The following is a 25,428-nucleotide window of genomic DNA, read 5'->3' as shown; positions in this document are numbered from 1 at the left end:
ATGTGGGAGCGGGCTTGCCCCGCGAAGCGCCGCGCGGGCGGCGCTCGATCTCATAGGCGCAGGAATTGTTGTGGCGAACACATGGCGGCCTTCATTCAACCTGAAGCCAAACCCTCACTGCTTCATCCCCAACTCAGCATCATCCATCAGTGCCTTGGCCATCGCACTCAGGTAATGGGCAGCCCAGATCATCATCGGCTTCTCATCCATCAGCCCGGTAATGGTCAATTCACGGACATAACCCATCAACTCCGAAGACTGCTCGCGGGCGTCCCTGCACGGGATGCCAGGCTCGATGCGGAAAAGCGGGTGTGTGCCATTCTCGCCCTGGTAGAAGGTAGTCTTGCCGACGGTGAATTGGGTGTCTTCTGTTGTCATTGTTCAATCCCCTGATAATTCTCGACTGCCTGGACCGGCCCTTTCGCGGGCACGCCCGCTCCCACAGGTACGGTGTAACTCTTGAAGCCTGTGGAGATCCTGTGGGAGCGGGTTTACCCGCGAAAGGGCCAGCCCAGGCGACGTATCAACGAAGCCGTACAGCAGGCATCGGGCTGCCTTCATGGAAAGGGGGATAGCGAGGTGGATCGGGGACATTCTTCAGCATTGGTATTTTTCTCGGTAAGGGCCACCACCATCTGCTGTCAAACAGGAGGGTGGCAGCTGTGCATGGGTTGACAGACCGGTAGAAAAATCCAAAAAGCCCGGCGCACGCGAGGTGCCCCATACACAGCCGCCATAAAGGCGAGAGCCATGAGAATTTTCTGGACGGCCTGTCAAAGCCGGTCACTGATTCGCCAGCGACCACCCGAGACTAGGGCCCTACCCAGAGCACCGCAATGACTAAAAGGGGGCTGGGAGTATGTTTGGGAAATGGACTACATGGAATAGGCAAAAACCTAAAAAACTGCCGGGGTGCTGACTGAAATGCGGTAGGGCTGGCAGGTCTCACCTCGCCCTTTGCAGCGCGCCTGTGCGACCGAGCGCCGCTCGGTCGCACAGATACAGAAAGAACCGAAGCAAGCCCCTTTAATGCCCTCGCTCATCCGAGCCTTCGCCAGAACCACCAAAGGCTTAGGATTTTAGCCCCTTCAGAAGCTGCGAAAAGGCTCAACCAAACCCACGTACTGGTATCTGGCAATAATAGAAACAAAGAAAACGACGGAACTATAAACAAGACACGAAATGGAAATTGAACGAAAGCCAGATAACGCCCTGATCTTCTCCCCATACAAAGCAATATGCTACTGGCAACAAGGGATACCTGGACAATCAGTCCCATCCACACCATGAACTCAAGCCCTCCCCCCCACTGTTCCATGTTTGCAAGGGCGGAATTGAAATCACTCACAAAGGGGGTCAAACCTCTATTCAGGCTACTGACCACAACGAAAGAAATGTAAAAAGCATCCATACCACCCCAAAACAAACCGACCAAACGCGTTGACCTTATCAAGCCGATGCTCCAGCTCATTTATCTTTTAACTCATATTCTTCATTTGCGATTACTGGTCGCCAATGCCATGAGGAGCCCGACACATCCCAGGCATCATCAGCCTCCACATAAATTTGGGCTACTTTGCGTTCCATTCCATATCTGTGGATTGCGGAGGACGGCGAAAAATTCTGCTCCTCTTCATCTAGCGGTACCCATTCCTGCGTAACTGTTCTCGTCGTATTCGCAAAATCTTTCCCTGACGACAAGAAGACTCGCCCCTCATCTCCTCTTGATGTAAGGAAATTCGCAACAAAGGCAGCACTCGAAGCAAGTTTATTAACACGCATAGCTGTTATCTTCCACTTGCCCGGCCCACTCATCGCAGAAACAGTGTTAATCAGAAAATCGCCACCGCCCCTCTCACGACAACTTCTCGCATACCAATTCTCTTCGAGATTTATCGGCTTGAATGGCCTATCTCTAATCAGCATCCACTCACCTGATGCAACCGGCCTAAGCGCTCTATCAATTTGATCACTCGCCAGTCTAACCGAGCCATACAAACCGCACTCCTTTAAGAGTTCTGTTACGCCGAATATTTCTTGTACGTAGCCCCTACTTTGCAAATAATCTCTAATTATCCCGGCCGAAAAGAATGGGGCTTCGACCCTACACAGGTCATCCGTTCGAACGTTCGTCCAGCGAGTGAGCTTTTCCATTGCCAATCCTCCATTCAGAACACCGACGTTTACATTCGCTAGATCAAAAAATCTGTAGGACCACTTCTGATAACGCTGTGGGAAATTTCTCTATCTTTCATGGAAAGCAACACCTGTACGGATGCCAGACCGCAGGTCTCATTACACTTTCTCAACCCATATCACCCAAACCTATTAACCTGTCGCCCACCCCACCACCCTCCTACACTCGCAGCATCCCGCCTCAGGACTGCGACCATGCCCGAGACCCTGCTCAGCCCCCGCAACCTCGCCTTCGAACTCTACGAAGTCCTCGACGCCGAAGCCCTGACACAGCGCCCACGCTTCGCCGAGCACAACCGCGAAACCTTCGATGCGGCGCTATCAACTGCCCGCACCATTGCCGAGAAGTTCTTCGCCCCGCACAACCGCAAGGCCGACGAAAACGAGCCGCGTTACGTCGACGGCCGTGCAGAGCTGATCCCCGAAGTAAAACCCGCCGTCGACGCCTTTCTCGAAGCCGGCTTCCTCAACGCCAACCGTGACTTCGAGGTCGGTGGCATGCAGCTGCCGAGCCTGGTCTCACAGGCCTGCTTCGCCCACTTCCAGGCCGCCAACGCCGGCACCACGGCCTACCCGTTCCTGACCATGGGCGCGGCCAACCTGATCGAGAGTTTCGGCAGCGAAGAACAGAAGCGCCTGTTCCTCCAGCCGATGATCGAAGGCCGCTACTTCGGCACCATGGCCCTGACCGAACCCCACGCCGGCTCGTCACTGGCCGATATCCGCACCCGCGCCGAACCCGCCAGTGACGGCAGCTACCGACTCAAGGGCAACAAGATCTTCATCTCCGGCGGCGACCACGAGCTGTCGGAAAACATCGTGCACATGGTCCTGGCCAAGCTGCCGGACGCACCGCCCGGGGTGAAGGGCATTTCGCTGTTCATCGTGCCGAAGTACCTGGTCAACCCGGACGGCAGCCGTGGCCCGCGCAACGATGTGCTGCTGGCCGGCTTGTTCCACAAGATGGGCTGGCGCGGCACCACCTCCACCGCGCTGAACTTCGGCGACAACGGCCAGTGCGTCGGCTACCTGGTCGGCCAGCCGCACCAGGGCCTGGCCTGCATGTTCCAGATGATGAACGAAGCACGCATCGGTGTCGGCATGGGCGCGGTGATGCTCGGCTACGCCGGCTACCTGTATTCGCTGGAATACGCCCGCCAGCGCCCGCAGGGCCGGTTGCCGGACAACAAGGACCCGCACAGCCCGGCAGTGCCGATCATCGAACACACCGATGTGAAACGCATGCTGCTGGCACAGAAGGCCTACGTGGAAGGCGCCTTCGACCTGGGCCTGTATGCCGCGCGCCTGTTCGACGACACCCAGACTGCCAGCGACGACAGCGCCCGCAAGCAGGCGCAGGAGCTGCTCGACCTGCTGACCCCGATCGTCAAGTCCTGGCCCTCGGCCTTCTGCCTCAAGGCCAACGAACTGGCGATCCAGATCCTCGGCGGCCACGGCTACACCCGCGAATACCCGGTGGAGCAGTACTACCGCGACAACCGCCTGAACCCGATCCACGAGGGTACCGAGGGCATCCAGTCGCTCGACCTGCTCGGCCGCAAACTGGCGCAGAACAATGGTGCCGGCCTCAAACAGCTGATCCGCCTGATCGCCGCCACCGGCGAGCGCGCCAGCCACCACCCGAACCTCGACCCACTGCGCCAGCCGCTGGAGCAACTGGTCAACCGCCTGCAAGGTGTGACCCTGGCCTTGCTGGGTGACCTGGCCCAGGGCAAAGTCGCCGGTACCCTGGCCAACTCCGCCCTGTACCTCAAGGCCTTCGGCCACTGCGTGATCGGCTGGCGCTGGCTGGAGCAGGCGATTCATGCCGAGCTTGGACTGCTCAAGGGCAACCCTGCCGACCGCGACTTCTACCTCGGCAAGCTACAGGCCGCGCGTTATTTCCTGACCTGGGAAGTACCGGGCTGCCATAATGAGCTGGCATTGCTCGAGGCGCGCGACGATACCTGCCTCGCCATGCAAGACGGGTGGTTCTAGGGGGAGCCACCGTGTACACGGAGGCTTCCGAATGTTCGATTCCAGCGCCCTGCTGCGCCAGCGTTTCGCTGCGCTGCGCAGTACGGCCGAGTTGTTTTCCCTGCGCCATGTGAAACAGTCGCACCAGGCGCTGTCGGTGCGCCGCAATGTCGCCGAACCGCCGCTGTTCAGCCAGGACGAAGGCGCCATGCTCACCGTGCGGCTCAATGGCGTGGAGGCCTACGCGGCCACCGCCGACCTGTCCCAGGCCGGCCTGCAGCGCGCCCTGGAGCAAGCCGAGGCGCTGGCCCGGCAGGTCGCCCGGCACAGCCTGCTGGACCTGCGCGAACAGCCCGTCACCAGCGCCCGCCATGACCACATCTCGCCCAACTTCGACCAGCCCGTACCTACCCTCGCCGATTGCCTCGGCCTGCTCGCGGCCGAATCGGCCAGCGTGCCCAAGGACAGCCGCCTGGTGGACTGGCAGGCCAGCCTGGGCCTGAGCCTGGTCGAGCAGACCTACCTGAACTCGGCCGGCGCCGAGTTGCGCCACGCCCAGCGCTTCCTGTTCCCGGGCCTGGGCGTGACCGCCAGCGACGGCCAGGACAGCCAGAGCCGCAGCCTGGGCCGCGACAACTTCGGCCAGCAGGGCGGCTTCGAGATCATCGAGCGCTGCGGCCTGGTCGGCGCGGCCCGCCGGGTGGCCGACGAAGCGCTACAGCTGCTGCTGGCACCGAACACCCCCAGCGGCACGCGCGACCTGCTGTTGATGCCGGACCAGATGATGCTGCAGATCCACGAATCCATCGGCCACCCGTTGGAGATGGACCGCATCCTCGGCGACGAGCGCAACTACGCTGGCACCAGCTTCGTCAAAGCCAGCGACTTCGGCCGCCTGCAATACGGCTCCAGCCTGCTGAACGTGACCTTCGACCCGACCATCGGCGAAGAGCTGGCCAGCTACAGCCATGACGACGACGGCACCCCGGCCAGCAAGCAGTTCCTGATCCGAAACGGCCTGCTGCTACGCCCGCTGGGTGGCGCGCTGTCGCAGTTCCGCTCCGGCCTGGATGGCGTGGCCAACAGCCGCGCCTGCGGCTGGAACCGTGCGCCGATCGACCGCATGGCCAACCTCAACATCGAGCCGGGCGACCAGAGCCTGGATCAACTGGTAAAGGGCATCGAACACGGCATCCTGATGCGCACCAACCGCTCCTGGTCCATCGACGATGCACGCAACAAGTTCCAGTTCGGCTGCGAGTGGGGTCAGCTGATTGAAAACGGCGAGCTCAAGGGCATCGTCAAGAACCCCAACTACCGCGGTATCTCCGCGCAGTTCTGGCGCAACCTGGCGGCAGTCGGCGACCGCAGTACCTTCCAGGTGCTGGGCACACCCAACTGCGGCAAGGGCGAACCCAACCAGGTGGTGCGGGTGGGGCATGCCTCGCCGGCCTGTGTGTTCCGCCAGATCGACGTATTCGGAGGAGATGCCTGATGAAACACACTTTCGAAGCCTTGGTCGGGGATGTGCACAAAGCCCTGCAAGCGAGCGAACAGTTCACCCTTGGCTACAGCGCCGAACAGTCGCAATTCGTGCGTTTCAATCACGCCAAGGTGCGCCAGGCTGGCGAAGTGAGCCAGGCCAGTGCGCAGCTACGGCTGATCCGCGATGGCCGCCAGGCAGAGCAACAGCTGACCTTGAGTGGTGACACGCAACTGGATAGCCGGCGCCTGATCGCGGCCCTGGAGCAACTGCGCCAGACCTTGCCACTGCTGGCTGTCGACCCCTACCTGCGTCTGGACGAAAGTGCCTGGCACAGCCAAAGCCAGCAGGCGCAGCCGCTGCCCGAACTGAGCGAAGTACTGGCCCTGCTCGACCGCGAGGCCGGCGACCTCGACTTGGTCGGCATCTACGCCGCCGGCCCCATCTGCCGGGGCTTCGCCAGCTCGTTCGGGGCCTTCGGCTGGCACCAGGCCAACAGCTTCAACTTCGACTGGAGCCTGTTCCACGAAAACGGCGAGGCGGTGAAGGCCAACTACGCCGGACAGGTGTGGAGCGCCGACGACTTCACCGCACGCCTGCGCCAGGCGCGGGAGCAACTGGGCTTCCTTGGCCGCCCGGTAGTCACGCTAAAACCTGGGAGCTACCGCGCCTACCTGGCCCCGGCGGCCATGGACGAAATAGCCGGCATGCTGTGCTGGGGCGGTTTTTCCGCACAGGCCTTGGCCACCGGCAACAGCGCCCTGCAGCGCCTGTACAACGGCGATGCGCGGCTGAGCCCGCTGGTAAGTTTCACCGAGCAGGTCAGCGGCTCGCTGAGCCCGGCGTTTTCCGATGAAGGCTCGCCGCGCCTGGATGTGCCGTTGATCCAGCATGGCACGGCCCTGCAGCGCCTGATCAGTGCGCGCAGTGCGGCCGAGTTCGAGTTGCTGGCCAATGGTGCCGACAGCTACGAGTCCCCGTGTGCGCTCAGCCTGGCAGCAGGCAGCCTGCCCAGTGACCAGGTCCTGGAGCGGCTCGGCACCGGGCTGTACATCAGCAACCTGTGGTACCTGAACTATTCCGACCTGCCGGCTGCACGCATGACCGGGCTGACCCGCTTCGCCACATTCTGGGTGGAGAACGGGCAGATCCAGGGGCCGGTGAGGACGATGCGCTTCGATGACAGCCTTTACAGCTTGTTGGGTAGCCAGCTGGAAGACCTGACCCAGGAGCGCGAGATGATTCTGTCGACCAGTACTTATGGACAGCGCAGTACCGGGTCGAGTCATTTGCCAGGTGCACTGGTCAAAGGCCTGACTCTGACATTGTGACTGGACTTGCCGGCCCTTTCGCGGCTAAAGCCGCTCCCACAGGAACTCCACTGCCCTTGAATGTAGTGATATCCCTGTGGGAGCGGGTTCACCCGCGAAGAGGCCGGCACTGACAAACGAGGAAGTCATGCCCGAACGCGCTCCGCTGGACCCTGTCACCGCCCGCTGGATCCCTTGGGTGGTGGCCATCGCCTTCTTCATGCAGTCTCTGGACGGCACCATACTCAACACCGCACTGCCGGCCATGGCCCGCTCGCTGGCCGAAGACCCGTTGCGCATGCAGGGCGTGATCATCGCCTACATGCTCACCGTGGCCCTGCTGATCCCCGCCTCGGGCTGGATCGCCGACCGCTTCGGCACCAAGCGCATCTTCTTCAGCGCCATCCTGCTGTTCAGCTTCGGCTCGCTGCTGTGCGCCGCCGCCAACAGCCTCGGCTTCCTGATCTTCGCCCGCGTCGTGCAGGGGCTGGGCGGTGCGCTGATGTTGCCGGTCGGGCGGCTGGTGGTACTGCGTGCCTACCCGCGCACCGAACTGGTGCGCATCATGAGCTTCATCACCATCCCCGGCCTGCTTGGGCCACTGCTGGGCCCAACGGTTGGCGGCTGGCTGGTGGAAATTCTGAGTTGGCACTGGATCTTCCTGCTCAACCTGCCGGTTGGCCTGATCGGCTGCTACGCCGTATGGAAGTTCATCCCCGACCTGCGCGGCGCCGAGCGCACCACGTTCGACGGCCCGGGCTTTCTGCTATTCGGCGCAGCAATGGTACTGATCACCATCGCCATGGAAGGCCTTGGCGAACTGCACCTGCCGCACCTGCGGGTGATGTTGCTGCTGTTCGCCGGCATGGCCTGCCTGGCGGCCTACTGGCTGCGTGCCGGGCGCGACCCGGAGCCACTGTTCTCGCCCAGCCTGTTCCGCGTGCGCACCTTTGCCATCGGTATCCTCGGCAACCTGTTCGCCCGCCTGGGCAGCGGCGCCCTGCCGTTCCTGGTGCCGTTGCTGCTGCAGGTGGCGCTGGGCTACTCGCCGGCCCAGGCCGGCATGAGCATGATCCCGCTGGCGGCGGCGGCGATGCTGGCCAAGTCCATTGCCCGGCCGCTGATCGAACGGTTCGGCTACCGCATCATCCTCACCGGCAATACCTTGCTGCTGGGCATACTGCTGGCCAGCCTGGGGCTGGTGGACGAGCAGACACCCTATTGGCTGTTGCTGGTGCAACTCGGTCTTCTGGGCGCAGTGAACTCCATGCAGTTCACCGCGATGAACACCGTTACGCTCATCGACCTCGACGACGCCAGTGCCAGCAGCGGCAACAGCCTGCTGTCGGTGGTCGCGCAGTTGGCCCTGAGCCTCGGCGTGGCATGTGCGGGTGCCTTGCTCGGCGGCTTCACCGCGGCGGGCAGCGCCGAGGGTGTGGAAACCACCTTGGGCGCGTTCCAGCTGACCTTCGTCACCATCGGCGTGATGGCCATGCTGGCGGCGGCGATCTTCCTGCAACTGGCGCCGACGGACGGAAGGCGTGCCCGTCGTCCGGAACAACACATGGAGTCGTAGGGCGAATGGCCACGAGGCTGGTAGACTGTGCGGCATTTTTCGCTTCGCACCGCAGGCCCGCCTCGTGACCACCGAATCCACCGCCTTTGCCACCTTGCCGCTGTCCACCGCCATGCTGGCCAACCTGGACGCCCTCGGCTATGCCTCGATGACGCCGATCCAGGCCCAGAGCCTGCCGGTCATCCTCAAGGGCCAGGACCTGATCGCCCAGGCCAAGACCGGCAGCGGCAAGACCGCCGCCTTCGGCATCGGCCTGCTCAACCCGATCAACCCGCGCTACTTCGGCTGCCAGGCGCTGGTGCTGTGCCCCACCCGCGAGCTCGCCGACCAGGTGGCCAAGGAGCTGCGCCGCCTGGCCCGCGCCGAGGACAACATCAAGATCCTGACCCTGTGCGGCGGCGTTTCGCTTGGCCCGCAGATCGCTTCGCTGGAGCATGGCGCACACATCATCGTCGGCACCCCGGGGCGCATCCAGCAGCACCTGGACAAGGGCACCCTGGTGCTCGACGGGCTGAACACCCTGGTGCTGGACGAAGCCGACCGCATGCTCGACATGGGCTTCTTCGATGCCATCGCCAGCATCATCGGCAAGACCCCGTCGCGGCGCCAGACCCTGCTGTTCTCGGCCACCTACCCGGCCGGCATCAAGCAACTGGCCGCTGATTTCATGCGCAACCCGCAGCAGGTCAAGGTCGAGAGCCTGCACGCCGACAACCAGATCGAGCAGCGCTTCATCGAGATCGACCCGCAACAACGCCTCGAGGCCGTCACCCGCGTGCTCGGCCACTACCGCCCGCAGTCCTGCGTGGCGTTCTGCTTCACCAAGCAGCAGTGCGAGGATGTGGTCGCCCACCTGACCGCCAAGGGCATCGTAGCCCAGGCCCTGCACGGCGACCTGGAACAGCGCGACCGTGACCAGGTGCTGACCATGTTCGCCAACCGCAGCAGCTCGGTGCTGGTAGCTACCGACGTGGCCGCGCGCGGTCTGGACATCGATGGCCTGGACATGGTCATCAACGTCGAACTGGCGCGTGATGCAGAAATCCATGTGCACCGTGTGGGCCGTACTGGCCGTGCCGGCGAGAAAGGTATTGCCGTCAGCCTGGTGGCTCCAGCCGAGGGCCACCGCGCCCAGGCCATCGAAGACCTGCAGAAGAGCCCGCTGCGTTGGGACCAGCTGGACAGCCTGAAGCACAAGGGCGGCGAGCCGCTGCTGCCGCTGATGAGCACCCTGTGCATCGCTGCCGGGCGCAAGGACAAGCTGCGCCCGGGCGATATCCTCGGGGCGCTGACCGGTGATGCCGGGATCCCGGGCAAGCAGGTGGGCAAGATCGCGATCTTCGATTTCCAGGCCTTCGTGGCCGTGGAGCGGCCGCTGGCCAAACAGGCCATGCAACGCTTGAACAGCGGCAAGATCAAGGGGCGTTCCCTGAAAGTCCGCATTATCTAAAGCCAGCCAAGGTCCCTGGGGAGCGGGTTTACCCGCGAATGCGATGGTGGGCTCACGGCCGCCTTCGCGGGTGAACCCGCTCCCACAGGGTTCTGTGTTTCTTTCTCATAAGGTTTACACCGTGCACTCCACCGACGTGATCATCCTCGGCGCCGGCGCCGCCGGCCTGATGTGCGCCCAGCTCAGCGCCCGCCGTGGCCGCCGGGTACTGGTGCTCGACCACGCCAACAAACCGGGCAAGAAGATCCTCATGTCCGGCGGCGGCCGCTGCAACTTCACCAACATGTATACCGAGCCAGCCAACTTCCTCTCGCAGAACGCACACTTCTGCAAGTCGGCCCTGGCCCGCTACACCCAGTGGGACTTCATCGAGCTGGTGTGCAAGCACGGCGTGGCCTACCACGAGAAGAAGCTCGGCCAGCTGTTCTGCGACAACAAGGCCAGCGACATCCTCGACATGCTGCTGGCCGAATGCGACGAGGCCGGTGCCGAGATCCGCATGCACACCAGCATCGAACAGATCGAAAAGACCGAAAGCGGCTACCTGCTGCAGACCAGCGGCGGCCAGTTCGCCTGCCAGTCGCTGGTGATCGCCACCGGCGGCCTGTCGATCCCGACCCTGGGCGCCACCGGCTTCGGCTACCAGGTGGCCCGCCAGTTCGGCCACACCTTGCTGCCGACCCGCGCCGGGCTGGTACCCTTCACCATCACCGAGCCCCAGCTCAAGGCACTGTGCACCGAGTTGTCCGGCACCTCGCTGGATTGCACCGCCAGCTGCAACGGCACCAGCTTCCGCGAAAACCTGCTGTTCACCCACCGCGGCCTGAGCGGCCCGGCGATCTTGCAGATTTCGTCGTTCTGGGAAGCCGGTGACACGGTCGAGATCAACCTGCTGCCCGACCGCGATGCACTGACCTGGCTGCAACAGATGCAGGCCGAACGCGCCAACGCCGAGCTGAAGACCGTGCTGGGCGAGGTATTTACCCGCAAGCTGGCCAACCTGCTGGCCGAGCAGTGGTTCGAGTCCCGGCCCATGAAGCAGTACACCCCGGCGGAACTGGCACAGATCGCCGAGAAGCTGGCGAACTGGCAAGTGGTGCCGGCCGGCACCGAGGGCTACCGTACCGCCGAAGTGACCCTGGGCGGCGTGGACACACGCGAGGTGTCGTCCAAGACCATGGAATCGCTGAAGAGCCCCGGTTTGTACTTCATCGGTGAAGTGCTGGATGTGACTGGCCACCTGGGTGGTTTCAATTTCCAGTGGGCCTGGGCATCGGCCAACGCCGCAGCGCAGTTCGTGTAGAGTAGAATCCATTCAGCAGCACGGAACGCTTCTTGCTGGCCGTGCTGCAATGCATTCATTCGCTCACTGCCTAGCAGGCCATCATGTCATCGAGCTCGTTCCGTCAGTCACTGCGTCGCCTGTGGGGCCAAGACAAGTTCAGCTACAGCATCCGGGTGACCATCGCCCTCACCGGCAGCCTGGCCCTGTGCTGGTACCAGAACGAGATGGCCCTGCTGATTCCACTGTTCCTCGGCATCATCGCCAGCGCCCTGGCCGAAACCGATGACAGCTGGCAGGGCCGCCTCAGCGCCCTGGCCGTCACCCTGGTGTGTTTTGCCATCGCCGCGCTGGCGGTCGAGTTGCTGTTCCCCTACCCCTGGATCTTCGTCATCGCCCTGGCCTTGGCTGCCTTCGGCCTGACCATGCTCGGCGCCCTGGGCGAGCGCTATGGCGCCATCGCTTCGGCGACCTTGATCACGGCGGTGTACACCATGATCGGCGTGGACCAGCGCGGCGGCCAGGTCACCGACTTCTGGCACGAACCGCTGCTGCTGGTGGCGGGTGCAGCCTGGTACGGGCTGCTGTCGGTACTGTGGCAGGCGCTGTTTTCCAACCAGCCGGTGCAGCAGAGCCTGGCCAAGCTGTTCTTCGAGCTGGGCAGCTACCTCAAGCTCAAGGCCAGCCTGTTCGAACCCATCCGCACCCTTGACGTAGAAGCCCGGCGTCTGGAGCTGGCCCAGCAGAACGGCAAGGTGGTGGCAGCGCTGAACGCGGCCAAGGAAATCATCCTGCACCGGGTGGGCAACAGCCAGCCCAACTCCAAGGTCAGCCGCTACCTCAAGCTGTACTTCCTGGCCCAGGACATCCATGAACGGGTCAGTGCTTCGCACTATCCCTACAACGCCCTGACCGAGGCTTTTTTCCACAGCGACGTGATGTTCCGCTGCCAGCGTCTGCTGCGAAAACAAGGCTCGTCCTGCCAGGAGCTGGCCCGCTCGATCCGCCTGCGTCAGCCGTTCGTGCTGGCCAGCGGCTATCCCGAAGCCCTCGAAGACCTCAACGCCTCGCTGGAGCACCTGCGCATCCAGAGCAACCCGGCCTGGCGCGGCCTGTTGCGTTCGCTGCGAGCGCTAGCCGCCAACCTGGCGACGCTGGACCGCCTGCTCAGCGCCGCCAGCAACCCGGACAGCCTGGCCGACGCCAGCGACAGTAGCCTGCTCGACCGCTCACCACGCTCACTGAAGGACGTGTGGACCCGCCTGCGCACTCAGCTGACACCGACCTCGCTGCTGTTCCGCCATGCCCTGCGCCTGCCGCTGGCGCTGTCGATCGGCTATGGCATGGTGCACCTGATCCACCCGACCCAGGGTTACTGGATCATCCTCACCACACTGTTCGTGTGCCAGCCCAACTACGGTGCGACCCGGCGCAAGCTGGTGCAGCGGGTAGTCGGCACCGCCGTCGGCCTGACGGTGGGCTGGGCGTTGTTCGACCTGTTCCCCAGCCCGCTCATCCAGTCGTTGTTCGCCGTGGTCGCCGGGGTGGTGTTCTTCGTCAACCGCACCACCCGCTACACCTTGGCCACGGCTGCGATCACCCTGATGGTGCTGTTCTGCTTCAACCAGATCGGCGATGGCTATGGGCTGTTCCTGCCGCGCCTGTTCGATACCCTGGTCGGCAGCCTGATCGCCATCCTCGCGGTGTTCCTGTTCCTCCCCGACTGGCAGGGGCGGCGGCTGAACAAGGCGCTGGCCAATACCCTGGCCTGCGCCAGCGTATACCTGCGCCAGATCATGCAGCAGTATGCCCATGGCAAGCGCGACGACCTGGCCTACCGCCTGGCCCGGCGCAATGCCCACAACGCCGACGCGGCGCTGTCCACCACCCTGGCCAACATGCTGATGGAGCCGGGGCATTTCCGGAAGGAGGCCGACGTCGGCTTCCGCTTCCTGGTGCTGTCGCACACCTTGCTCAGCTACCTCTCGGGGTTGGGCGCACACCGCGACACGGCTTTGCCGGCGGAGGTGCAGGAGCAGTTGATCGAAGGCGCCGGGCAAAGCCTGGCCCGCAGCCTGGACGAGATTGCCAATGGCCTGGCGGCGCGGCTGCCGGTGGCGATTCACAGTGATGCCGAAGAGGCGCTGGCCAATGCCCTGGAGCAGATGCCGGAGGAGCTGGACGAGCATCAGCGGTTGGTGCAGACGCAGTTGGCGTTGATCTGCCGACAGTTGGGGCCGTTGCGGACCTTGGCTGCACACCTGATCAAGGAAGGTGCGCCGGCCTGAGTTGTACTATCGCCTGTGCCGGCCTCTTCGCGGGTAAACCCGCTCCCACAGGTATCTCACAGGACTTGAGGCTTGTGGTGTTCCTGTGGGAGCGGGTTCACCCGCGAAGAGGCCGGCACAGGCTGTAGAAATCAGAAGCCATACTGGCGCAGCAACCGCGCAAAACTGCCATCCGCCTTCATTGCCGCAATCGCCTGCTCGAACCGCTCGACGATCCGCTCATGCTCCGGGTGCTTCAGGCTGACCAGGATATGCAAGGTGTTCTCTCCCAGCGGCGGCTCAACCAGCATCACCCCGTCGCGTACCTCCGGCAGCTCGCGTTGCAAGTTGTAACGGGCCACATACTCGTCCTCCACTGCCAGGTTCACCCGCCCTGCCGCCAGCATGCGTACCGCAGAGGAAAAGTTGCGCACCGGCACCTTGTGCAGGCGGGTGTCGCGGTCGAACTCGGGGGAATAGGCGTAATCCCGCACCACGGCGATGCTATAGGGATACAAGTCCGACAGGCTCTTGTAGCGGAACGCCTCGCCCTTGCGCTGCAGCAAGCGAATGCGGTTAGTCAGGTAGGCCGTGGAAAACTGCCCGATGCGGGCGCGCGAGTCGTTGTACCAGGCGTTGATCAGCACGTCATAGCGCCCTTCACTCACCCCCAGCAACGCCCGCGCCCAAGGCACTTCTTCGAACCCACTGGTGTAGCCGGCCCTGGCCAGCGCCGTGGTGACGATGCTGGTCGCCAGGCCGCCGCCCGGCATGCTGGCATCGGTAAACGGCGGCCAGCTGTCCGCCACCAAACGCAACTTGTCCTGAGCCAGAACAGGTGTTGCCAGCATCAATGCCAGAAATCCCAGAACACAAAGCAGTGGCCGCATGCTCACGTCCTTTCGCAATGGAGGGGCACACACTGCCGATGAGATTACACAAAGCCATTGCCGAGGGCAGCGGCCAATAGTGTCATTTTGCCTCTATTTTGGCCGCGATCGTAGATTGCTCACGGATACCCCAGCACTTCGCGAATCTGCCGCAGGTGCTGGATGATCCACTGCTTGTCGATCGCCCCCCAGTCATGAATGCGGTAATGCCCGGCGTGGTTACGCGCGCCTTCCTGCTGTTCGAACTCGCAGACGATATCCAGGTCGGCCAGCGCCGCAATGGTGTCCTGGGCGGTACGCCGGGGCATACCGGTGGCCTCCATCAGGGCGGGCACGCTGGTCGCGGTCTGGCTGTCGATCAGCCAGGCTACGTACAGGCGGCGGTAGAAGCTGCTCTTGGTCTTGCTCACTTCCATGCTGCGTGGTCCTTAACAGTTGCCCGGCAGCTCCCGATAGGTCAGGTAGACGCGCAGGTCGAATTCCAGTTGGTGATAGTCCGGCTCCATGTGCTGGCAGAGCTGGTAGAACGCCTTGTTGTGCTCGCGCTCGCGCAGGTGTGCCAGTTCGTGCACCACGATCATGCGCAAGAACTGCGGCGCGGCCTCCTTGAACAGCGAGGCAATGCGGATTTCCTTTTTTGCCTTGAGCTTGCCGCCCTGCACCCTTGATACCGCCGTGTTCAGGCCCAGGGCCCGATGGGTCAGGTCGAGACGATTGTCGAACAGTACCTTGTCCAGGTTTGGCGCGCTGCGCAGGTATTGCTGGCGCAAATCCTGGGCATAGCCGTACAACGCCTTGTCGCTCTGCACGTCATGGCGGTCAGGGTAGCGGCGCTGCAGGTACTCGCCCAGGCGGCCGCTGTCGATCATCTGCCGCACTTGCTGCTGAAGGTGCGGGGGGTAGGCTTGCAAGTAACGTAATACGTTCATGGCGCTGCATTCGGTGTAACGAACGCCGATTCTAGCCAATCATGGCCCTGGCCAGGAGAAAATCGCCGGGAAGGCACTGGCATCCGTAGCGGTCATCGGGTGAGCCACCAGGAAGCCCTGCACGTACTCACAGCCATTGGCCTTGAGCCAGGCCGCCTGGGCCGAGGTTTCCACGCCCTCGGCGATCACCGTGATACGGTAGTCGGCGCACAGGCTGATAACGCTGCGCACCAACGCCGCATCCACCGCCGAGTCGGGCAAGCGCGCCACCAGGTGGCGGTCGAGCTTGAGGGTATCGATCGGCAGGTCGCGCAACATGCGCAGCGAACAGTCACCGGCACCAAAATCATCCAGCGCCACCCGCACGCCCAGCTCGCGCAAACGGTGAATCTGTTTCACGGCCGCATCGATGTTGTACATCAGCGAGGTTTCCGCCACTTCCACTTCCAGCTGCGCCGGGTCCAGCTGGTAAAGCTGGATGACCCGATGCAGTTCGTCGACCAGGTTGGGCATGACGAACTGCGCGCGGCTCAGGCTGATACCCAGCACCAGTTCCGCCGGAAAACGCTGGCACCAGGCCTGGCGCTGGGCCGCGCCCTGGCGGTAGATCCAGCTGGCCAGGCGGTTGATCAGGCGCGCCTCTTCCAGCAACGGGATGAACAGCCCCGGCGGTACGTCGCCGACACTGGGATGCTGCCAGCGCAACAAAGCCTCGAAGCCACGCAGGCGGCCATCGTTGAAGCCAACCTGCGGCTGGTAAACCAACGTGAAGTCTTGCTGCTCGACAGCCGTGCGTACGCTGTCTTCAAGCATCAGCCGCGAACGTGCCCGGCCGTTGAGCTCCTGATCGTAGAAGCGATACTGCTGGCGCCCGGCCTGCTTGGCCGCGTACATCGCCGCATCGGCCGCACGCAGCAGGCCTTCGACATTGGCCCCGCAGTCCGGATAGGTGGCGATGCCGATGCTCACCCCAAGGCTCACATCCAGCCCTTCCACCTGGTGGCTGATGGAAATGCGTTCCAGCAACCGCTCGGCATAGCGCCCGGCCTGCTCCGGATAAGGCAGGCCGTCGAACAGCGCGGTGAACTCATCGCCGCCCATGCGCGCCAGCAGCGCTTCACTGCCCAGGCAATCCTTGAGCTGTTCGGCCACCCAGTGCAGCACCCGGTCACCCGCGTCGTGGCCGAGCGAGTCGTTGATGCGCTTGAAGCCATCCAGGTCCATGTACATCAGTGCCTGTGCCTTGTCCGAGCGCTCGTTGCGCAGCAACGCACCTTCGGCGGCCTGGTAGAAGCCGCGGCGGTTGAGCAGGCCGGTGAGCGGGTCGGTGACGGCCTGGTATTCCAGCTGCTGGTGCAGGCTGCGCACCGCCGACATGTCCAGTACGGTGACCACCATGGCCTGCTGGTCGGCCGGCAGCGGCGCGCAGGACAACGCCACCGGCACCAGTTCGCCGCCCTGGGTGCGCAGCTGGGCATCGTGCACACGGAAGATGCGCCGCCCCAGATAGGCCTGGTAGAAGTCCGACTCATTCCACAGGCTGGTACTGGTCAGTTGCACCAGGTCAAGCAGATGGGCGCCCTGCAACTGCTGCACCGACGCTGACAACAAACGGGAAATGGCCGGGTTGGCAAAGCTGATGACGCCTTGGGCATCCACCACCAGAATGCCCTCGGCGGCGTTCTCCAGGATTGAGGCATTGAACGCCCTGGCTGCTTCCAGCTCGCGGGTCAGGCGCTGCAGCATGCGGCGGTTGCGCTGCTGGTCGAGCAGGGCCTGGACCTTGGGCTTGAGGATTTGCGGGTCGAACGGTTTGAACATGTAGTCCACCGCGCCGCTGGCGTAGCCTTTGAGCACGGCCGCTTCGGACTGTTCGTTGGCGGTGAGGAAAATGATCGGGGTCAGCCGGGTGCGCTGGCTGCCGCGCATCAGCCGGGCGACTTCGAAGCCATCCATCTCCGGCATCTGTACATCCAGCAAAACCAGGTCGACATCGTGTTCGAGCAACGCGCTCAGGGCTTCCATTCCTGAGTTTGCCGTCAATACTTGCCAATCCTGACGGGCCAGCAATGCCCGCATGCTGATGAGGTTTTCGGGGTAATCGTCTACCACCAGAAGAACCGAGTTGCCATCCAGTGGCTGAGGGTGAGGGTGAGCGCCATCCATGCTGCTTCTCTATTTTGTGACCGACTTCAAGATACGCTTGGATCCACTTGTACTCTAGACCTGAGCGGGTAACACGCAATGCAATCAGAACGCTATCAATGCCTCAACTGTACGGTAGCCGACTAACGGTCGGTTTGCCGGGAATATGTGCCGCCCTCTTCGCGGGTAAACCCGTTCCCACAGGTTCATCACTGTTTTCCAGGCCAGTGAGTACCCTGTGGGAGCGGGTTTACCCGCGAAGAGGCCGGCACAGGCGGAAGGTTCCATCACCCGAAAATGAAAAAGCCCGCATCGCTGCGGGCTTTTTCATTAATACCGGAAGATCAGTTGACCTTGGCGGCCAGCTCACCTTTCAGGTAGCGCTGGTACATGCCTTCCAGGGAGATCGGCTTGATCTTCGAGGCATTGCCAGCAGTGCCGAAGGCTTCGTAACGGGCGATGCACACGTCACGCATGGCCTTGACGGTTTCACCGAAGAACTTGCGCGGGTCGAACTCGCTCGGGTTCTGCGCCATCAGGCGGCGCATGGCACCGGTGGAAGCCAGGCGCAGGTCGGTGTCGATGTTGACCTTGCGCACGCCGTACTTGATACCTTCGACGATTTCCTCGACCGGTACACCATAGGTTTCCTTGATGTCGCCGCCGTACTGGTTGATGATCGCCAGCCACTCTTGCGGTACCGAGGACGAACCGTGCATCACCAGGTGGGTGTTGGGGATGCGCTTGTGGATTTCCTTGATGCGGTCGATGGCCAGCACGTCACCGGTTGGTGGCTTGGTGAACTTGTAGGCACCGTGGCTGGTACCGATGGCGATCGCCAAGGCATCGACCTGGGTCTTCTTGACGAAGTCGGCGGCTTCTTCCGGGTCGGTCAGCATCTGGCTGTGGTCCAGCACGCCTTCGGCGCCGATACCGTCTTCTTCACCGGCCATGCCGGTTTCCAGCGAACCCAGGCAACCCAGTTCGCCTTCTACCGAAACGCCACAGGCATGTGCCATGGCAACGGTCTGCTGGGTAACGCGGACGTTGTACTCGTAGTCGGTCGGGGTCTTGCCGTCTTCACCCAGCGAGCCGTCCATCATGACCGAGCTGAAGCCCAGCTGAATCGAGCGCTGGCAAACGTCAGGGCTGGTGCCGTGGTCCTGGTGCATGCACACCGGGATATGCGGGAACTCTTCGATGGCAGCCAGGATCAGGTGGCGCAGGAACGGAGCACCGGCGTATTTGCGGGCACCGGCCGAAGCCTGGACGATCACCGGGGAGTCGGTCTTGTCGGCCGCTTCCATGATGGCGCGCATCTGCTCGAGGTTGTTGACGTTGAAAGCTGGTACGCCGTAACCGAACTCGGCGGCGTGGTCCAGCATCTGGCGCATGCTAATGAGTGCCATTGTGTATCTCTCTCCCGACAAGCGTCGTTTGTTTCGTGCAAGCCTGCCGCAGGGGCGGTTGCTGTTCAAGTAGTGTGGGCCACCCTCGCGGCCCGGCCAGTCACGGTGCCTTGCAGCCCCGCCCAATCAGATCGTTGGTTGCCACCCAGTACACCAGGCCTTCTTCGCCTTTGGTGTGAAAGGCCAGCATGCCATCGCTGTACAGCGCACCCGATGCCCCCGGCTCGGCCTTGAGCCGGTAGACCTGGTCGCCGCCACCAAGGCGCACATCGACCTGGTCGCGCTGCGCATCGGCGAAACGCCATAGCACTTCAGCCTGGGTGTCGCAGACCCAACGGGTCCAGTCGTCTGCCGGGGCGGGTTGCGCCGGCTGCAGCAGTGAGCATCCTGCCAGTGTCGCCAGGGCCGTCACGGCCAAAAGCGCTTTCATTACATATCCTCTAGATGACCACGCAGCGTCCGCTTGGTTGCCTGGCCCGACGAAATGTCGGGATCAAGGGCAACCCGGCGCCTTGCGCTGGTGGTCTTCGTCGTACTTTTCCAGGCCCTCCGGGCCCACGCGCTTGCTGATGACCGGCACGGTCTCGGCCTGCCACTCGGACTGGTAGCAACCGCCCTTGGGCGGCTGCGCCGGATCGGCATCCGAAGCCGGGCTGCCGGCGCAGGCGCTCAGCAGACCAGCCAGCATCATCACAGGCAATTGCTTGACCATCAGGCCACTCCCTTTGCCAAGCGCCGACGTCATCAGGCCTTGGCCCGCTCTTCCAGGATTGCCACGGCTGGCAGGACCTTGCCCTCGACAAACTCGAGGAAAGCGCCACCACCGGTAGAAATGTAGGAGATATCGGCGCCAACGCCATATTTGTCGATGGCTGCCAGGGTGTCACCGCCGCCGGCGATGGAGAACGCAGCACTGTCGGCGATGGCCTTGGCCAGCACCTTGGTGCCGTTGCCGAACTGGTCGAACTCGAACACGCCAACCGGGCCGTTCCACAGGATGGTCTTCGACGACTTCAGCAGCTCGGCGAAGTTGGCTGCGGTTTGCGGGCCGATGTCCAGGATCATGTCGTCAGCGGCAACGTCGGCAATGGCCTTGACGGTAGCTTCGGCGCTCTCGGCGAACTCCTTGGCAACCACCACGTCGACCGGCAGAGGTACGCTGACCTTGGCGGCGATGGCCTTGGCGGTGTCGACCAGGTCAGGCTCGTACAGCGACTTGCCCACCGGGTGGCCGGCTGCAGCCAGGAAGGTGTTGGCGATGCCGCCACCGACGATCAGCTGGTCGCAGACCGAGCTCAGGCTGTTCAGCACGTCCAGCTTGGTGGAGACCTTGGAGCCGGCAACGATGGCCGCCATCGGCTTGGCCGGGGCCTTCAGGGCCTTGCCCAGGGCATCCAGCTCGGCTGCCAGCAGCGGGCCGGCAGCGGCGACCTTGGCAAACTTGGCAACGCCATGGGTCGAACCTTCGGCACGGTGTGCAGTACCGAAAGCGTCCATGACGAACACGTCGCACAGGGCAGCGTATTTCTGCGCCAGTTCGTCGGCGTTCTTCTTCTCGCCCTTGTTGAAGCGCACGTTCTCGAACAGCACCAGGTCACCAGCCTTGACCTCGACACCGTCGAGGTAGTCGGCAACCAGCGGCACGTCGCGGCCCAGGGCCTTGCTCAGGTAGTCAGCGACCGGCTTGAGGCTGTTCTCGGCAGAGAACTCACCCTCGGTCGGGCGACCCAGGTGCGAGCAGACCATTACCGCCGCGCCCTTCTCCAGGGCCAGCTTGATGGTCGGCAGCGCTGCCAGGATACGCGCGTCGCTGGCTACCACACCGTCCTTCACAGGCACGTTGAGGTCTTCGCGGATCAGTACGCGCTTACCTTGCAGGTCGAGGTCGGTCATCTTCAACACGGTCATGAATGCAGTCCTTCAGGGCTGTTTGTTGCGGGTTGGGTGAACGACGTGCAGATAGTGTTCGGCAACGTCGAGCATACGGTTGGCAAACCCCCATTCGTTGTCGAACCAGGCCAGCAGGTTCACCAGGCGGGGGCCGGAAACACGGGTCTGGCTGGCATCGACGATCGCCGAATGCGGGTCATGGTTGAAATCACAGCTGGCATGCGGCAACTCGGTGTAGGCCAGCAAGCCTTTCAGCGGGCCTTCCAGCGCCGCCTCGCGCAGCACCCGGTTGACTTCGGCCGCGCTGGTATCGCGGGCGGTCTGCAGGGTGATGTCCAGGCACGAGACGTTGACGGTCGGTACGCGTACCGCTTTGGCCTGGATTCGCCCGGCAAGTTCCGGAAGCAGGCGCTCGATGCCACGCGCCAGCCCCGTGGACACCGGGATCACCGACTGGAAGGCCGAACGCGTGCGGCGCAGGTCTTCGTGGTGGTAGGCGTCGATCACCGGCTGGTCGTTCATCGCCGAGTGGATGGTGGTGATCTGCACGTATTCGATGCCGAACGCCTGGTCCAGCACACGCAGCAGCGGCACGCCACAGTTGGTGGTGCACGAGGCATTGGACACCAGGCGCTCGCTGCCCGTCAGGCAGGCCTGGTTGACACCGTAGACCACCGTGGCATCGACGTCGGCCTCGCTGGCCATCGGCTGCGAGAACAGCACCCGCGGCGCGCCGGCATCGAGGAAGCGCTGGCCATCGGCGCGGGTGTGGTAGGCGCCGGAGCACTCCAGCACCAGGTCGATGTCCAGGGCAGCCCAGTCGATGCCTTCGGGGGTGGCACTGCGCATCACCTTCACGCAGTCGCCATTGATATGCAGACAGTCGCCGTCGACCTTCACCTCACCGGGGAAGCGCCCGTGGGTGGAGTCGAAGCGTGTCAGGTATTCCAGGCTGGCCTGGTCGGCCAGGTCGTTCAGCGCAACGATCTCGAAACCGGCCTTTGCCCCCCGCTCGAACAGCGCGCGCAGGACACAGCGGCCGATACGGCCATAACCGTTGAGTGCAACTTTGTAGGGACGCAGGTGGGACATTCGTTGGCTCGCTAACGCATGATGGCTGTTGGGGCCGCGTTGCGGCCCATCGCGGCACAAGGCCGCTCCTACAAGGGGCTGCATGCGCAATACCCTGTAGGAGCGGCCTTGTGTCGCGATGGAGGGCGAAGCCCTCCCCCTTGCACGACCTGGAGGGCGTCACTGCCCTCCATATTTACATCAGTCTTCCAGCAGCTCTTCGGCAGTACCGAGGATGTTCTCCACGGTGAAACCGAACTCTTCGAACAGGGCCGAAGCCGGCGCCGACTCACCATAGGTGGTCATGCCGATGACGCGGCCTTCCAGACCAACGTACTTGTACCAGAAGTCGGCGTGGGCGGCTTCGATGGCGATGCGCGCCCCCACTTCCAGCGGCAGAACCGACTGCTTGTAGGCCGCGTCCTGGGCATCGAACACGCTGGTGCATGGCATGGAAACCACGCGCACCTTGCGGCCTTGCTCGGTCAGCTTGGCGTGCGCCTGCACAGCCAGGCCCACTTCGGAACCGGTAGCGATCAGGATCAGCTCAGGCTCGCCGGCGCAGTCCTTGAGCACGTAGCCGCCGCGGCTGATATCAGCGATCTGCTGGGCGTCGCGGTCCTGGTGCTGCAGGTTCTGGCGCGAGAAGATCAGCGCCGAAGGGCCGTCCTTGCGCTCCAGGGCGTTTTTCCAGGACACGGCGGATTCCACCGCGTCGGCCGGGCGCCAGGTGTCCAGGTTCGGCGTGCTGCGCAGGCTGGTCAGCTGCTCGATCGGCTGGTGAGTCGGGCCGTCTTCGCCCAGGCCGATGGAGTCGTGGGTGTAGACGTGGATCACGCGCTGCTTCATCAGCGCCGACATGCGCACGGCGTTGCGGGCGTATTCCATGAACATCAGGAAGGTTGCGCCGTAAGGTACCAGGCCACCGTGCAGGGCAACGCCGTTCATGATGGCGGTCATGCCGAACTCGCGCACGCCGTAGAACACGTAGTTGCCGCTGGCGTCGTTGGCTTCGACACCCTTGCAGCCCTTCCACAGGGTCAGGTTGGAACCGGCCAGGTCAGCCGAACCGCCGAGGAACTCCGGCAGCAGCGGGCCGAAGGCGTTCAGGGCGTTCTGGCTGGCCTTGCGGCTGGCAATGGTTTCGCCCTTGGCGGCCACTTCGTTGATGTAGGCCTGGGCCTTGGCGCTGAAGTCGGCCGGCAGCTCGCCGCTGGCACGGCGCTTGAACTCGGCAGCCAGCTCCGGGTAGGCCTTGGCGTAGGCGTCGAAACGCTGGTTCCACTCGGCTTCGGCCTTGGCACCGGCAGCCTTGGCGTCCCACTCGGCGTAGATCTCGGCCGGGATCTCGAACGGGCCGTGGTTCCAGTTCAGTTCCTTGCGGGCCAGGGCGATTTCGTCGTTGCCCAGCGGTGCGCCGTGGCAGTCTTCCTTGCCCTGCTTGTTCGGCGAGCCGAAACCGATGATGGTCTTACAGCAGATCAGGGTCGGACGATCGCTCTTGCGGGCGGTCTCGATGGCGGTCTTGATCTCGTCGGCGTCATGGCCGTCGACGTTGCGGATCACCTGCCAGTTGTACGCCTCGAAGCGCGCCGGGGTGTTGTCGGTGAACCAGCCGTGCACTTCGCCGTCGATGGAAATGCCGTTGTCGTCGTAGAAGGCGATCAGCTTGTTCAGGCCCAGGGTGCCAGCCAGCGAGGCGACTTCGTGGGAGATACCTTCCATCATGCAGCCGTCGCCGAGGAACACGTAGGTGTTGTGGTCGACGATGGTGTGGCCGTCACGGTTGAACTGGGCCGCCAGCACTTTTTCGGCCAGGGCGAAGCCCACGGCGTTGGCGATACCCTGGCCGAGCGGGCCGGTAGTGGTCTCGACGCCTGGGGTGTAGCCGTATTCCGGGTGGCCCGGGGTGCGGCTGTGCAGCTGGCGGAAGCCTTTGAGGTCATCGATGGTGACGTCGTAGCCGGTCAGGTGCAGCAGCGAGTAGATCAGCATCGAACCGTGGCCGTTGGACAGCACGAAGCGGTCACGGTCGGCGAAATCCGGGTTGCTCGGGTTGTGCTTCAGATAGTCGCGCCAAAGCACTTCGGCGATATCCGCCATGCCCATGGGGGCACCTGGGTGGCCGCTGTTGGCCTTTTGCACGGCATCCATGCTGAGGGCACGAATGGCGTTGGCACGTTCACGACGGCTGGGCATCGCTGATCTCCTGGGGGGCTTGAATAGGTGGTGTCACGAAAAAAGGCGGCCATTTTCGCCCACTGGGGGGGCTTGGGGCAATGACGTATGGTCGCAGTCGGGGGATTTTCCTCTGATTGGCACTCATTTCGGGGCAAAATCTGGAAATCGGTGCCGGCTTCTTCGCGGGTGAACCCGCTCCTACAGGGTCGCACCAAGCCTGAGGGCAGTGCTGAACCTGTGGGAGCGGGTTCACCCGCGAAGAGGCCAGAAAGGGCAACCCCGCACTCCGCCCATCAGTCAATATCAAAACTTTTTGATATTGACCTTGCGAGGGCAATGATACCTGCCTAGACTGCCGCACCATGAACCTCCGTGCGCAATCGATCCCCGAGCAACGCGAAGCATTGGCTGCCCTGTGCAAAGCCAGTGGCGACGAGTTGCGCCTGAACGTGTTGCGCGCCCTGGCCAACGACTCGTTCGGCGTGCTGGAGCTGGCGCAGATCTTCGACGTGGGCCAGTCGGGCATGAGCCACCACTTGAAGGTGCTGGCCCAGGCCGAGCTGGTGGCGACCCGCCGCGAGGGCAATGCCATCTTCTACCGCCGCGCCCTGCCCGACAGCCTGCGCCTGGGCGGCCGGCTGCATGCGGCGCTGCTCGAAGAGGTGGATGACCTGACCCTGCCGCCTGACGTGCAGGCGCGCATCGCCCAGGTGCAGCAACGCCGCGCGGCCACCAGCCAGGACTTCTTCCTGCGCGTGGAAGAGAAGTTCCGTGCCCAGCAAGACCTGATCGCCGGCCTGCCGCAGTACCGCGAAAGCCTGCTGGCGTTGCTCGACAAACTGAATTTCGACCCGGCCGCCAGCGCCCTGGAGGTCGGCCCCGGCGACGGCGGCTTCCTCCCCGACCTGGCCCGGCGCTTCGCCCAGGTCACCGCCCTGGACAACAGCCCGACCATGCTCGAACTGGCGCGTCAGGTGTGCCAGCGCGAGGGGCTCGACAACGTGAACCTGCAGTTGGCCGATGCACTGGGTGCAACGGATGTGGCCGCCGACTGCGTTGTGCTGAACATGGTGCTGCACCATTTCAGCGACCCGGCCCTGGCCTTGCGCCAGCTGGCCAAACGGGTGAAGGCAGGCGGCAGCCTGCTGGTCACCGAACTGTGCAGCCATGACCAGGGGTGGGCGCGGGAAGCCTGCGGCGACCTCTGGCTGGGCTTTGAACAGGACGACCTGGCCCGTTGGGCCAACGCTGCCGGGCTGGTCCCCGGGGACAGCCTGTACGTGGGCTTGCGTAACGGTTTCCAGATCCAGGTCCGCCATTTCCAGCGGACGGCTGGCGACATACACCATCGGTAAATTTCAGGAACCTTCGA

General features: G+C 63.4%; 20 protein-coding genes. 8 read left to right on the top strand and 12 right to left on the bottom strand.

Going from position 1 to position 25,428, the window contains the following annotated elements; all coding sequences use genetic code 11:
• Positions 1-114 precede the first annotated feature (114 nt).
• Together M2S36_RS22580 and M2S36_RS22575 are read right to left on the bottom strand one after the other, a co-directional pair.
• On the bottom strand, positions 115-378 hold the full coding sequence (locus M2S36_RS22580; protein ID WP_019473937.1) for a DUF3077 domain-containing protein: 264 nt from the start codon (positions 376-378) through the stop codon (positions 115-117).
• Between the two features lie 1,089 nt (positions 379-1,467).
• Complete coding sequence (locus tag M2S36_RS22575; RefSeq protein ID WP_333957876.1) at positions 1,468-2,154, bottom strand: hypothetical protein; 687 nt, start codon at positions 2,152-2,154, stop codon at positions 1,468-1,470.
• Positions 2,155-2,391: 237 nt separating this feature from the next.
• Between M2S36_RS22575 and M2S36_RS22570 the strand changes: the two genes are divergently transcribed.
• The 7 genes from M2S36_RS22570 (at position 2,392) to yccS (ending at position 13,562) form a co-directional block, all read left to right on the top strand.
• A complete protein-coding gene (locus tag M2S36_RS22570) occupies positions 2,392-4,194 on the top strand; it encodes an acyl-CoA dehydrogenase (RefSeq protein ID WP_207828591.1) in 1,803 nt (600 codons plus the stop codon).
• Positions 4,195-4,225: 31 nt separating this feature from the next.
• Positions 4,226-5,668 carry a TldD/PmbA family protein gene (locus M2S36_RS22565; protein ID WP_333957875.1) on the top strand — a complete coding sequence of 481 codons (1,443 nt, stop codon included), beginning with the start codon at positions 4,226-4,228 and terminating at the stop codon, positions 5,666-5,668.
• Complete coding sequence (locus tag M2S36_RS22560) at positions 5,668-6,987, top strand: TldD/PmbA family protein (RefSeq protein WP_333957873.1); 1,320 nt, start codon at positions 5,668-5,670, stop codon at positions 6,985-6,987. The genes M2S36_RS22565 and M2S36_RS22560 overlap by 1 nt, the downstream gene beginning before the upstream one ends.
• A gap of 127 nt (positions 6,988-7,114) precedes the next feature.
• The gene (gene mdtD / locus M2S36_RS22555) at positions 7,115-8,542 is read left to right on the top strand and encodes a multidrug transporter subunit MdtD (protein WP_207828585.1); all 1,428 of its coding nucleotides are present in this window, start codon (positions 7,115-7,117) and stop codon (positions 8,540-8,542) included.
• 112 nt (positions 8,543-8,654) lie between these two features.
• Positions 8,655-9,992, top strand: coding sequence for an ATP-dependent RNA helicase DbpA (gene dbpA / locus M2S36_RS22550; RefSeq protein ID WP_233687397.1), 1,338 nt, complete (start codon positions 8,655-8,657; stop codon positions 9,990-9,992).
• Positions 9,993-10,113: 121 nt separating this feature from the next.
• Positions 10,114-11,295, top strand: a complete 1,182-nt coding sequence (locus M2S36_RS22545; RefSeq protein WP_207828583.1) for an NAD(P)/FAD-dependent oxidoreductase — start codon at positions 10,114-10,116, stop codon at positions 11,293-11,295.
• An 83-nt stretch (positions 11,296-11,378) separates the two neighbouring features.
• Positions 11,379-13,562 carry a YccS family putative transporter gene (gene yccS, locus M2S36_RS22540; protein ID WP_207828580.1) on the top strand — a complete coding sequence of 728 codons (2,184 nt, stop codon included), beginning with the start codon at positions 11,379-11,381 and terminating at the stop codon, positions 13,560-13,562.
• 131 nt (positions 13,563-13,693) lie between these two features.
• Here yccS and M2S36_RS22535 read toward each other — a convergent pair whose 3' ends face one another.
• The 10 genes from M2S36_RS22535 to tkt form a co-directional block, all read right to left on the bottom strand.
• Positions 13,694-14,431 carry a substrate-binding periplasmic protein gene (locus M2S36_RS22535; protein ID WP_207828577.1) on the bottom strand — a complete coding sequence of 246 codons (738 nt, stop codon included), beginning with the start codon at positions 14,429-14,431 and terminating at the stop codon, positions 13,694-13,696.
• A 119-nt stretch (positions 14,432-14,550) separates the two neighbouring features.
• Positions 14,551-14,847, bottom strand: a complete 297-nt coding sequence (locus M2S36_RS22530; RefSeq protein ID WP_016395304.1) for a winged helix-turn-helix domain-containing protein — start codon at positions 14,845-14,847, stop codon at positions 14,551-14,553.
• 12 nt (positions 14,848-14,859) lie between these two features.
• Positions 14,860-15,360: a M48 metallopeptidase family protein gene (locus tag M2S36_RS22525; protein ID WP_207828575.1), complete on the bottom strand. Its 501-nt coding sequence runs from the start codon at positions 15,358-15,360 to the stop codon at positions 14,860-14,862.
• Positions 15,361-15,399: 39 nt separating this feature from the next.
• Positions 15,400-17,526 carry a putative bifunctional diguanylate cyclase/phosphodiesterase gene (locus M2S36_RS22520; protein ID WP_233694667.1) on the bottom strand — a complete coding sequence of 709 codons (2,127 nt, stop codon included), beginning with the start codon at positions 17,524-17,526 and terminating at the stop codon, positions 15,400-15,402.
• A 323-nt stretch (positions 17,527-17,849) separates the two neighbouring features.
• The gene (fba, locus tag M2S36_RS22515; protein WP_016712383.1) at positions 17,850-18,914 is read right to left on the bottom strand and encodes a class II fructose-bisphosphate aldolase; all 1,065 of its coding nucleotides are present in this window, start codon (positions 18,912-18,914) and stop codon (positions 17,850-17,852) included.
• 100 nt (positions 18,915-19,014) lie between these two features.
• Positions 19,015-19,344: an MliC family protein gene (locus tag M2S36_RS22510; protein ID WP_063911976.1), complete on the bottom strand. Its 330-nt coding sequence runs from the start codon at positions 19,342-19,344 to the stop codon at positions 19,015-19,017.
• A gap of 63 nt (positions 19,345-19,407) precedes the next feature.
• Positions 19,408-19,659, bottom strand: coding sequence for a hypothetical protein (locus M2S36_RS22505; RefSeq protein WP_025340881.1), 252 nt, complete (start codon positions 19,657-19,659; stop codon positions 19,408-19,410).
• Positions 19,659-20,822 carry a phosphoglycerate kinase gene (locus tag M2S36_RS22500; RefSeq protein ID WP_024087831.1) on the bottom strand — a complete coding sequence of 388 codons (1,164 nt, stop codon included), beginning with the start codon at positions 20,820-20,822 and terminating at the stop codon, positions 19,659-19,661. The genes M2S36_RS22505 and M2S36_RS22500 overlap by 1 nt, the downstream gene beginning before the upstream one ends.
• A 12-nt stretch (positions 20,823-20,834) precedes the next feature.
• The gene (gene epd, locus M2S36_RS22495) at positions 20,835-21,896 is read right to left on the bottom strand and encodes an erythrose-4-phosphate dehydrogenase (RefSeq protein WP_207828569.1); all 1,062 of its coding nucleotides are present in this window, start codon (positions 21,894-21,896) and stop codon (positions 20,835-20,837) included.
• 180 nt (positions 21,897-22,076) lie between these two features.
• Positions 22,077-24,074, bottom strand: coding sequence for a transketolase (gene tkt / locus M2S36_RS22490; protein ID WP_207828567.1), 1,998 nt, complete (start codon positions 24,072-24,074; stop codon positions 22,077-22,079).
• A gap of 344 nt (positions 24,075-24,418) precedes the next feature.
• Between tkt and M2S36_RS22485 the strand changes: the two genes are divergently transcribed.
• Positions 24,419-25,411, top strand: coding sequence for an ArsR/SmtB family transcription factor (locus tag M2S36_RS22485; RefSeq protein WP_207828564.1), 993 nt, complete (start codon positions 24,419-24,421; stop codon positions 25,409-25,411).
• Positions 25,412-25,428 lie beyond the last annotated feature (17 nt).

The sequence above is a fragment of the Pseudomonas sp. SF2 genome (assembly GCF_036858055.1).
Lineage (GTDB): Bacteria > Pseudomonadota > Gammaproteobacteria > Pseudomonadales > Pseudomonadaceae > Aquipseudomonas.
This window is presented reverse-complemented; position numbering and strand designations above follow the sequence as displayed.

Bases quoted from the DNA above. Each gene is read 5' to 3' on its own strand.
- M2S36_RS22575 (WP_333957876.1), bottom strand. From the start codon at position 2,154: ATGGAAAAGCTCACTCGCTGGACGAACGTTCGAACGGATGACCTGTGT.
- tkt (WP_207828567.1), bottom strand. From the start codon at position 24,074: ATGCCCAGCCGTCGTGAACGTGCCAACGCCATTCGTGCCCTCAGCATG.
- M2S36_RS22580 (WP_019473937.1), bottom strand. From the start codon at position 378: ATGACAACAGAAGACACCCAATTCACCGTCGGCAAGACTACCTTCTAC.
- M2S36_RS22510 (WP_063911976.1), bottom strand. From the start codon at position 19,344: ATGAAAGCGCTTTTGGCCGTGACGGCCCTGGCGACACTGGCAGGATGC.
- M2S36_RS22535 (WP_207828577.1), bottom strand. From the start codon at position 14,431: ATGCGGCCACTGCTTTGTGTTCTGGGATTTCTGGCATTGATGCTGGCA.
- M2S36_RS22505 (WP_025340881.1), bottom strand. From the start codon at position 19,659: ATGACGTCGGCGCTTGGCAAAGGGAGTGGCCTGATGGTCAAGCAATTG.
- M2S36_RS22570 (WP_207828591.1), top strand. From the start codon at position 2,392: ATGCCCGAGACCCTGCTCAGCCCCCGCAACCTCGCCTTCGAACTCTAC.
- dbpA (WP_233687397.1), top strand. From the start codon at position 8,655: ATGCTGGCCAACCTGGACGCCCTCGGCTATGCCTCGATGACGCCGATC.
- M2S36_RS22560 (WP_333957873.1), top strand. From the start codon at position 5,668: ATGAAACACACTTTCGAAGCCTTGGTCGGGGATGTGCACAAAGCCCTG.
- M2S36_RS22525 (WP_207828575.1), bottom strand. From the start codon at position 15,360: ATGAACGTATTACGTTACTTGCAAGCCTACCCCCCGCACCTTCAGCAG.
- fba (WP_016712383.1), bottom strand. From the start codon at position 18,914: ATGGCACTCATTAGCATGCGCCAGATGCTGGACCACGCCGCCGAGTTC.
- M2S36_RS22520 (WP_233694667.1), bottom strand. From the start codon at position 17,526: ATGGATGGCGCTCACCCTCACCCTCAGCCACTGGATGGCAACTCGGTT.
- yccS (WP_207828580.1), top strand. From the start codon at position 11,379: ATGTCATCGAGCTCGTTCCGTCAGTCACTGCGTCGCCTGTGGGGCCAA.
- M2S36_RS22500 (WP_024087831.1), bottom strand. From the start codon at position 20,822: ATGACCGTGTTGAAGATGACCGACCTCGACCTGCAAGGTAAGCGCGTA.
- epd (WP_207828569.1), bottom strand. From the start codon at position 21,896: ATGTCCCACCTGCGTCCCTACAAAGTTGCACTCAACGGTTATGGCCGT.
- mdtD (WP_207828585.1), top strand. From the start codon at position 7,115: ATGCCCGAACGCGCTCCGCTGGACCCTGTCACCGCCCGCTGGATCCCT.
- M2S36_RS22485 (WP_207828564.1), top strand. From the start codon at position 24,419: ATGAACCTCCGTGCGCAATCGATCCCCGAGCAACGCGAAGCATTGGCT.
- M2S36_RS22565 (WP_333957875.1), top strand. From the start codon at position 4,226: ATGTTCGATTCCAGCGCCCTGCTGCGCCAGCGTTTCGCTGCGCTGCGC.
- M2S36_RS22530 (WP_016395304.1), bottom strand. From the start codon at position 14,847: ATGGAAGTGAGCAAGACCAAGAGCAGCTTCTACCGCCGCCTGTACGTA.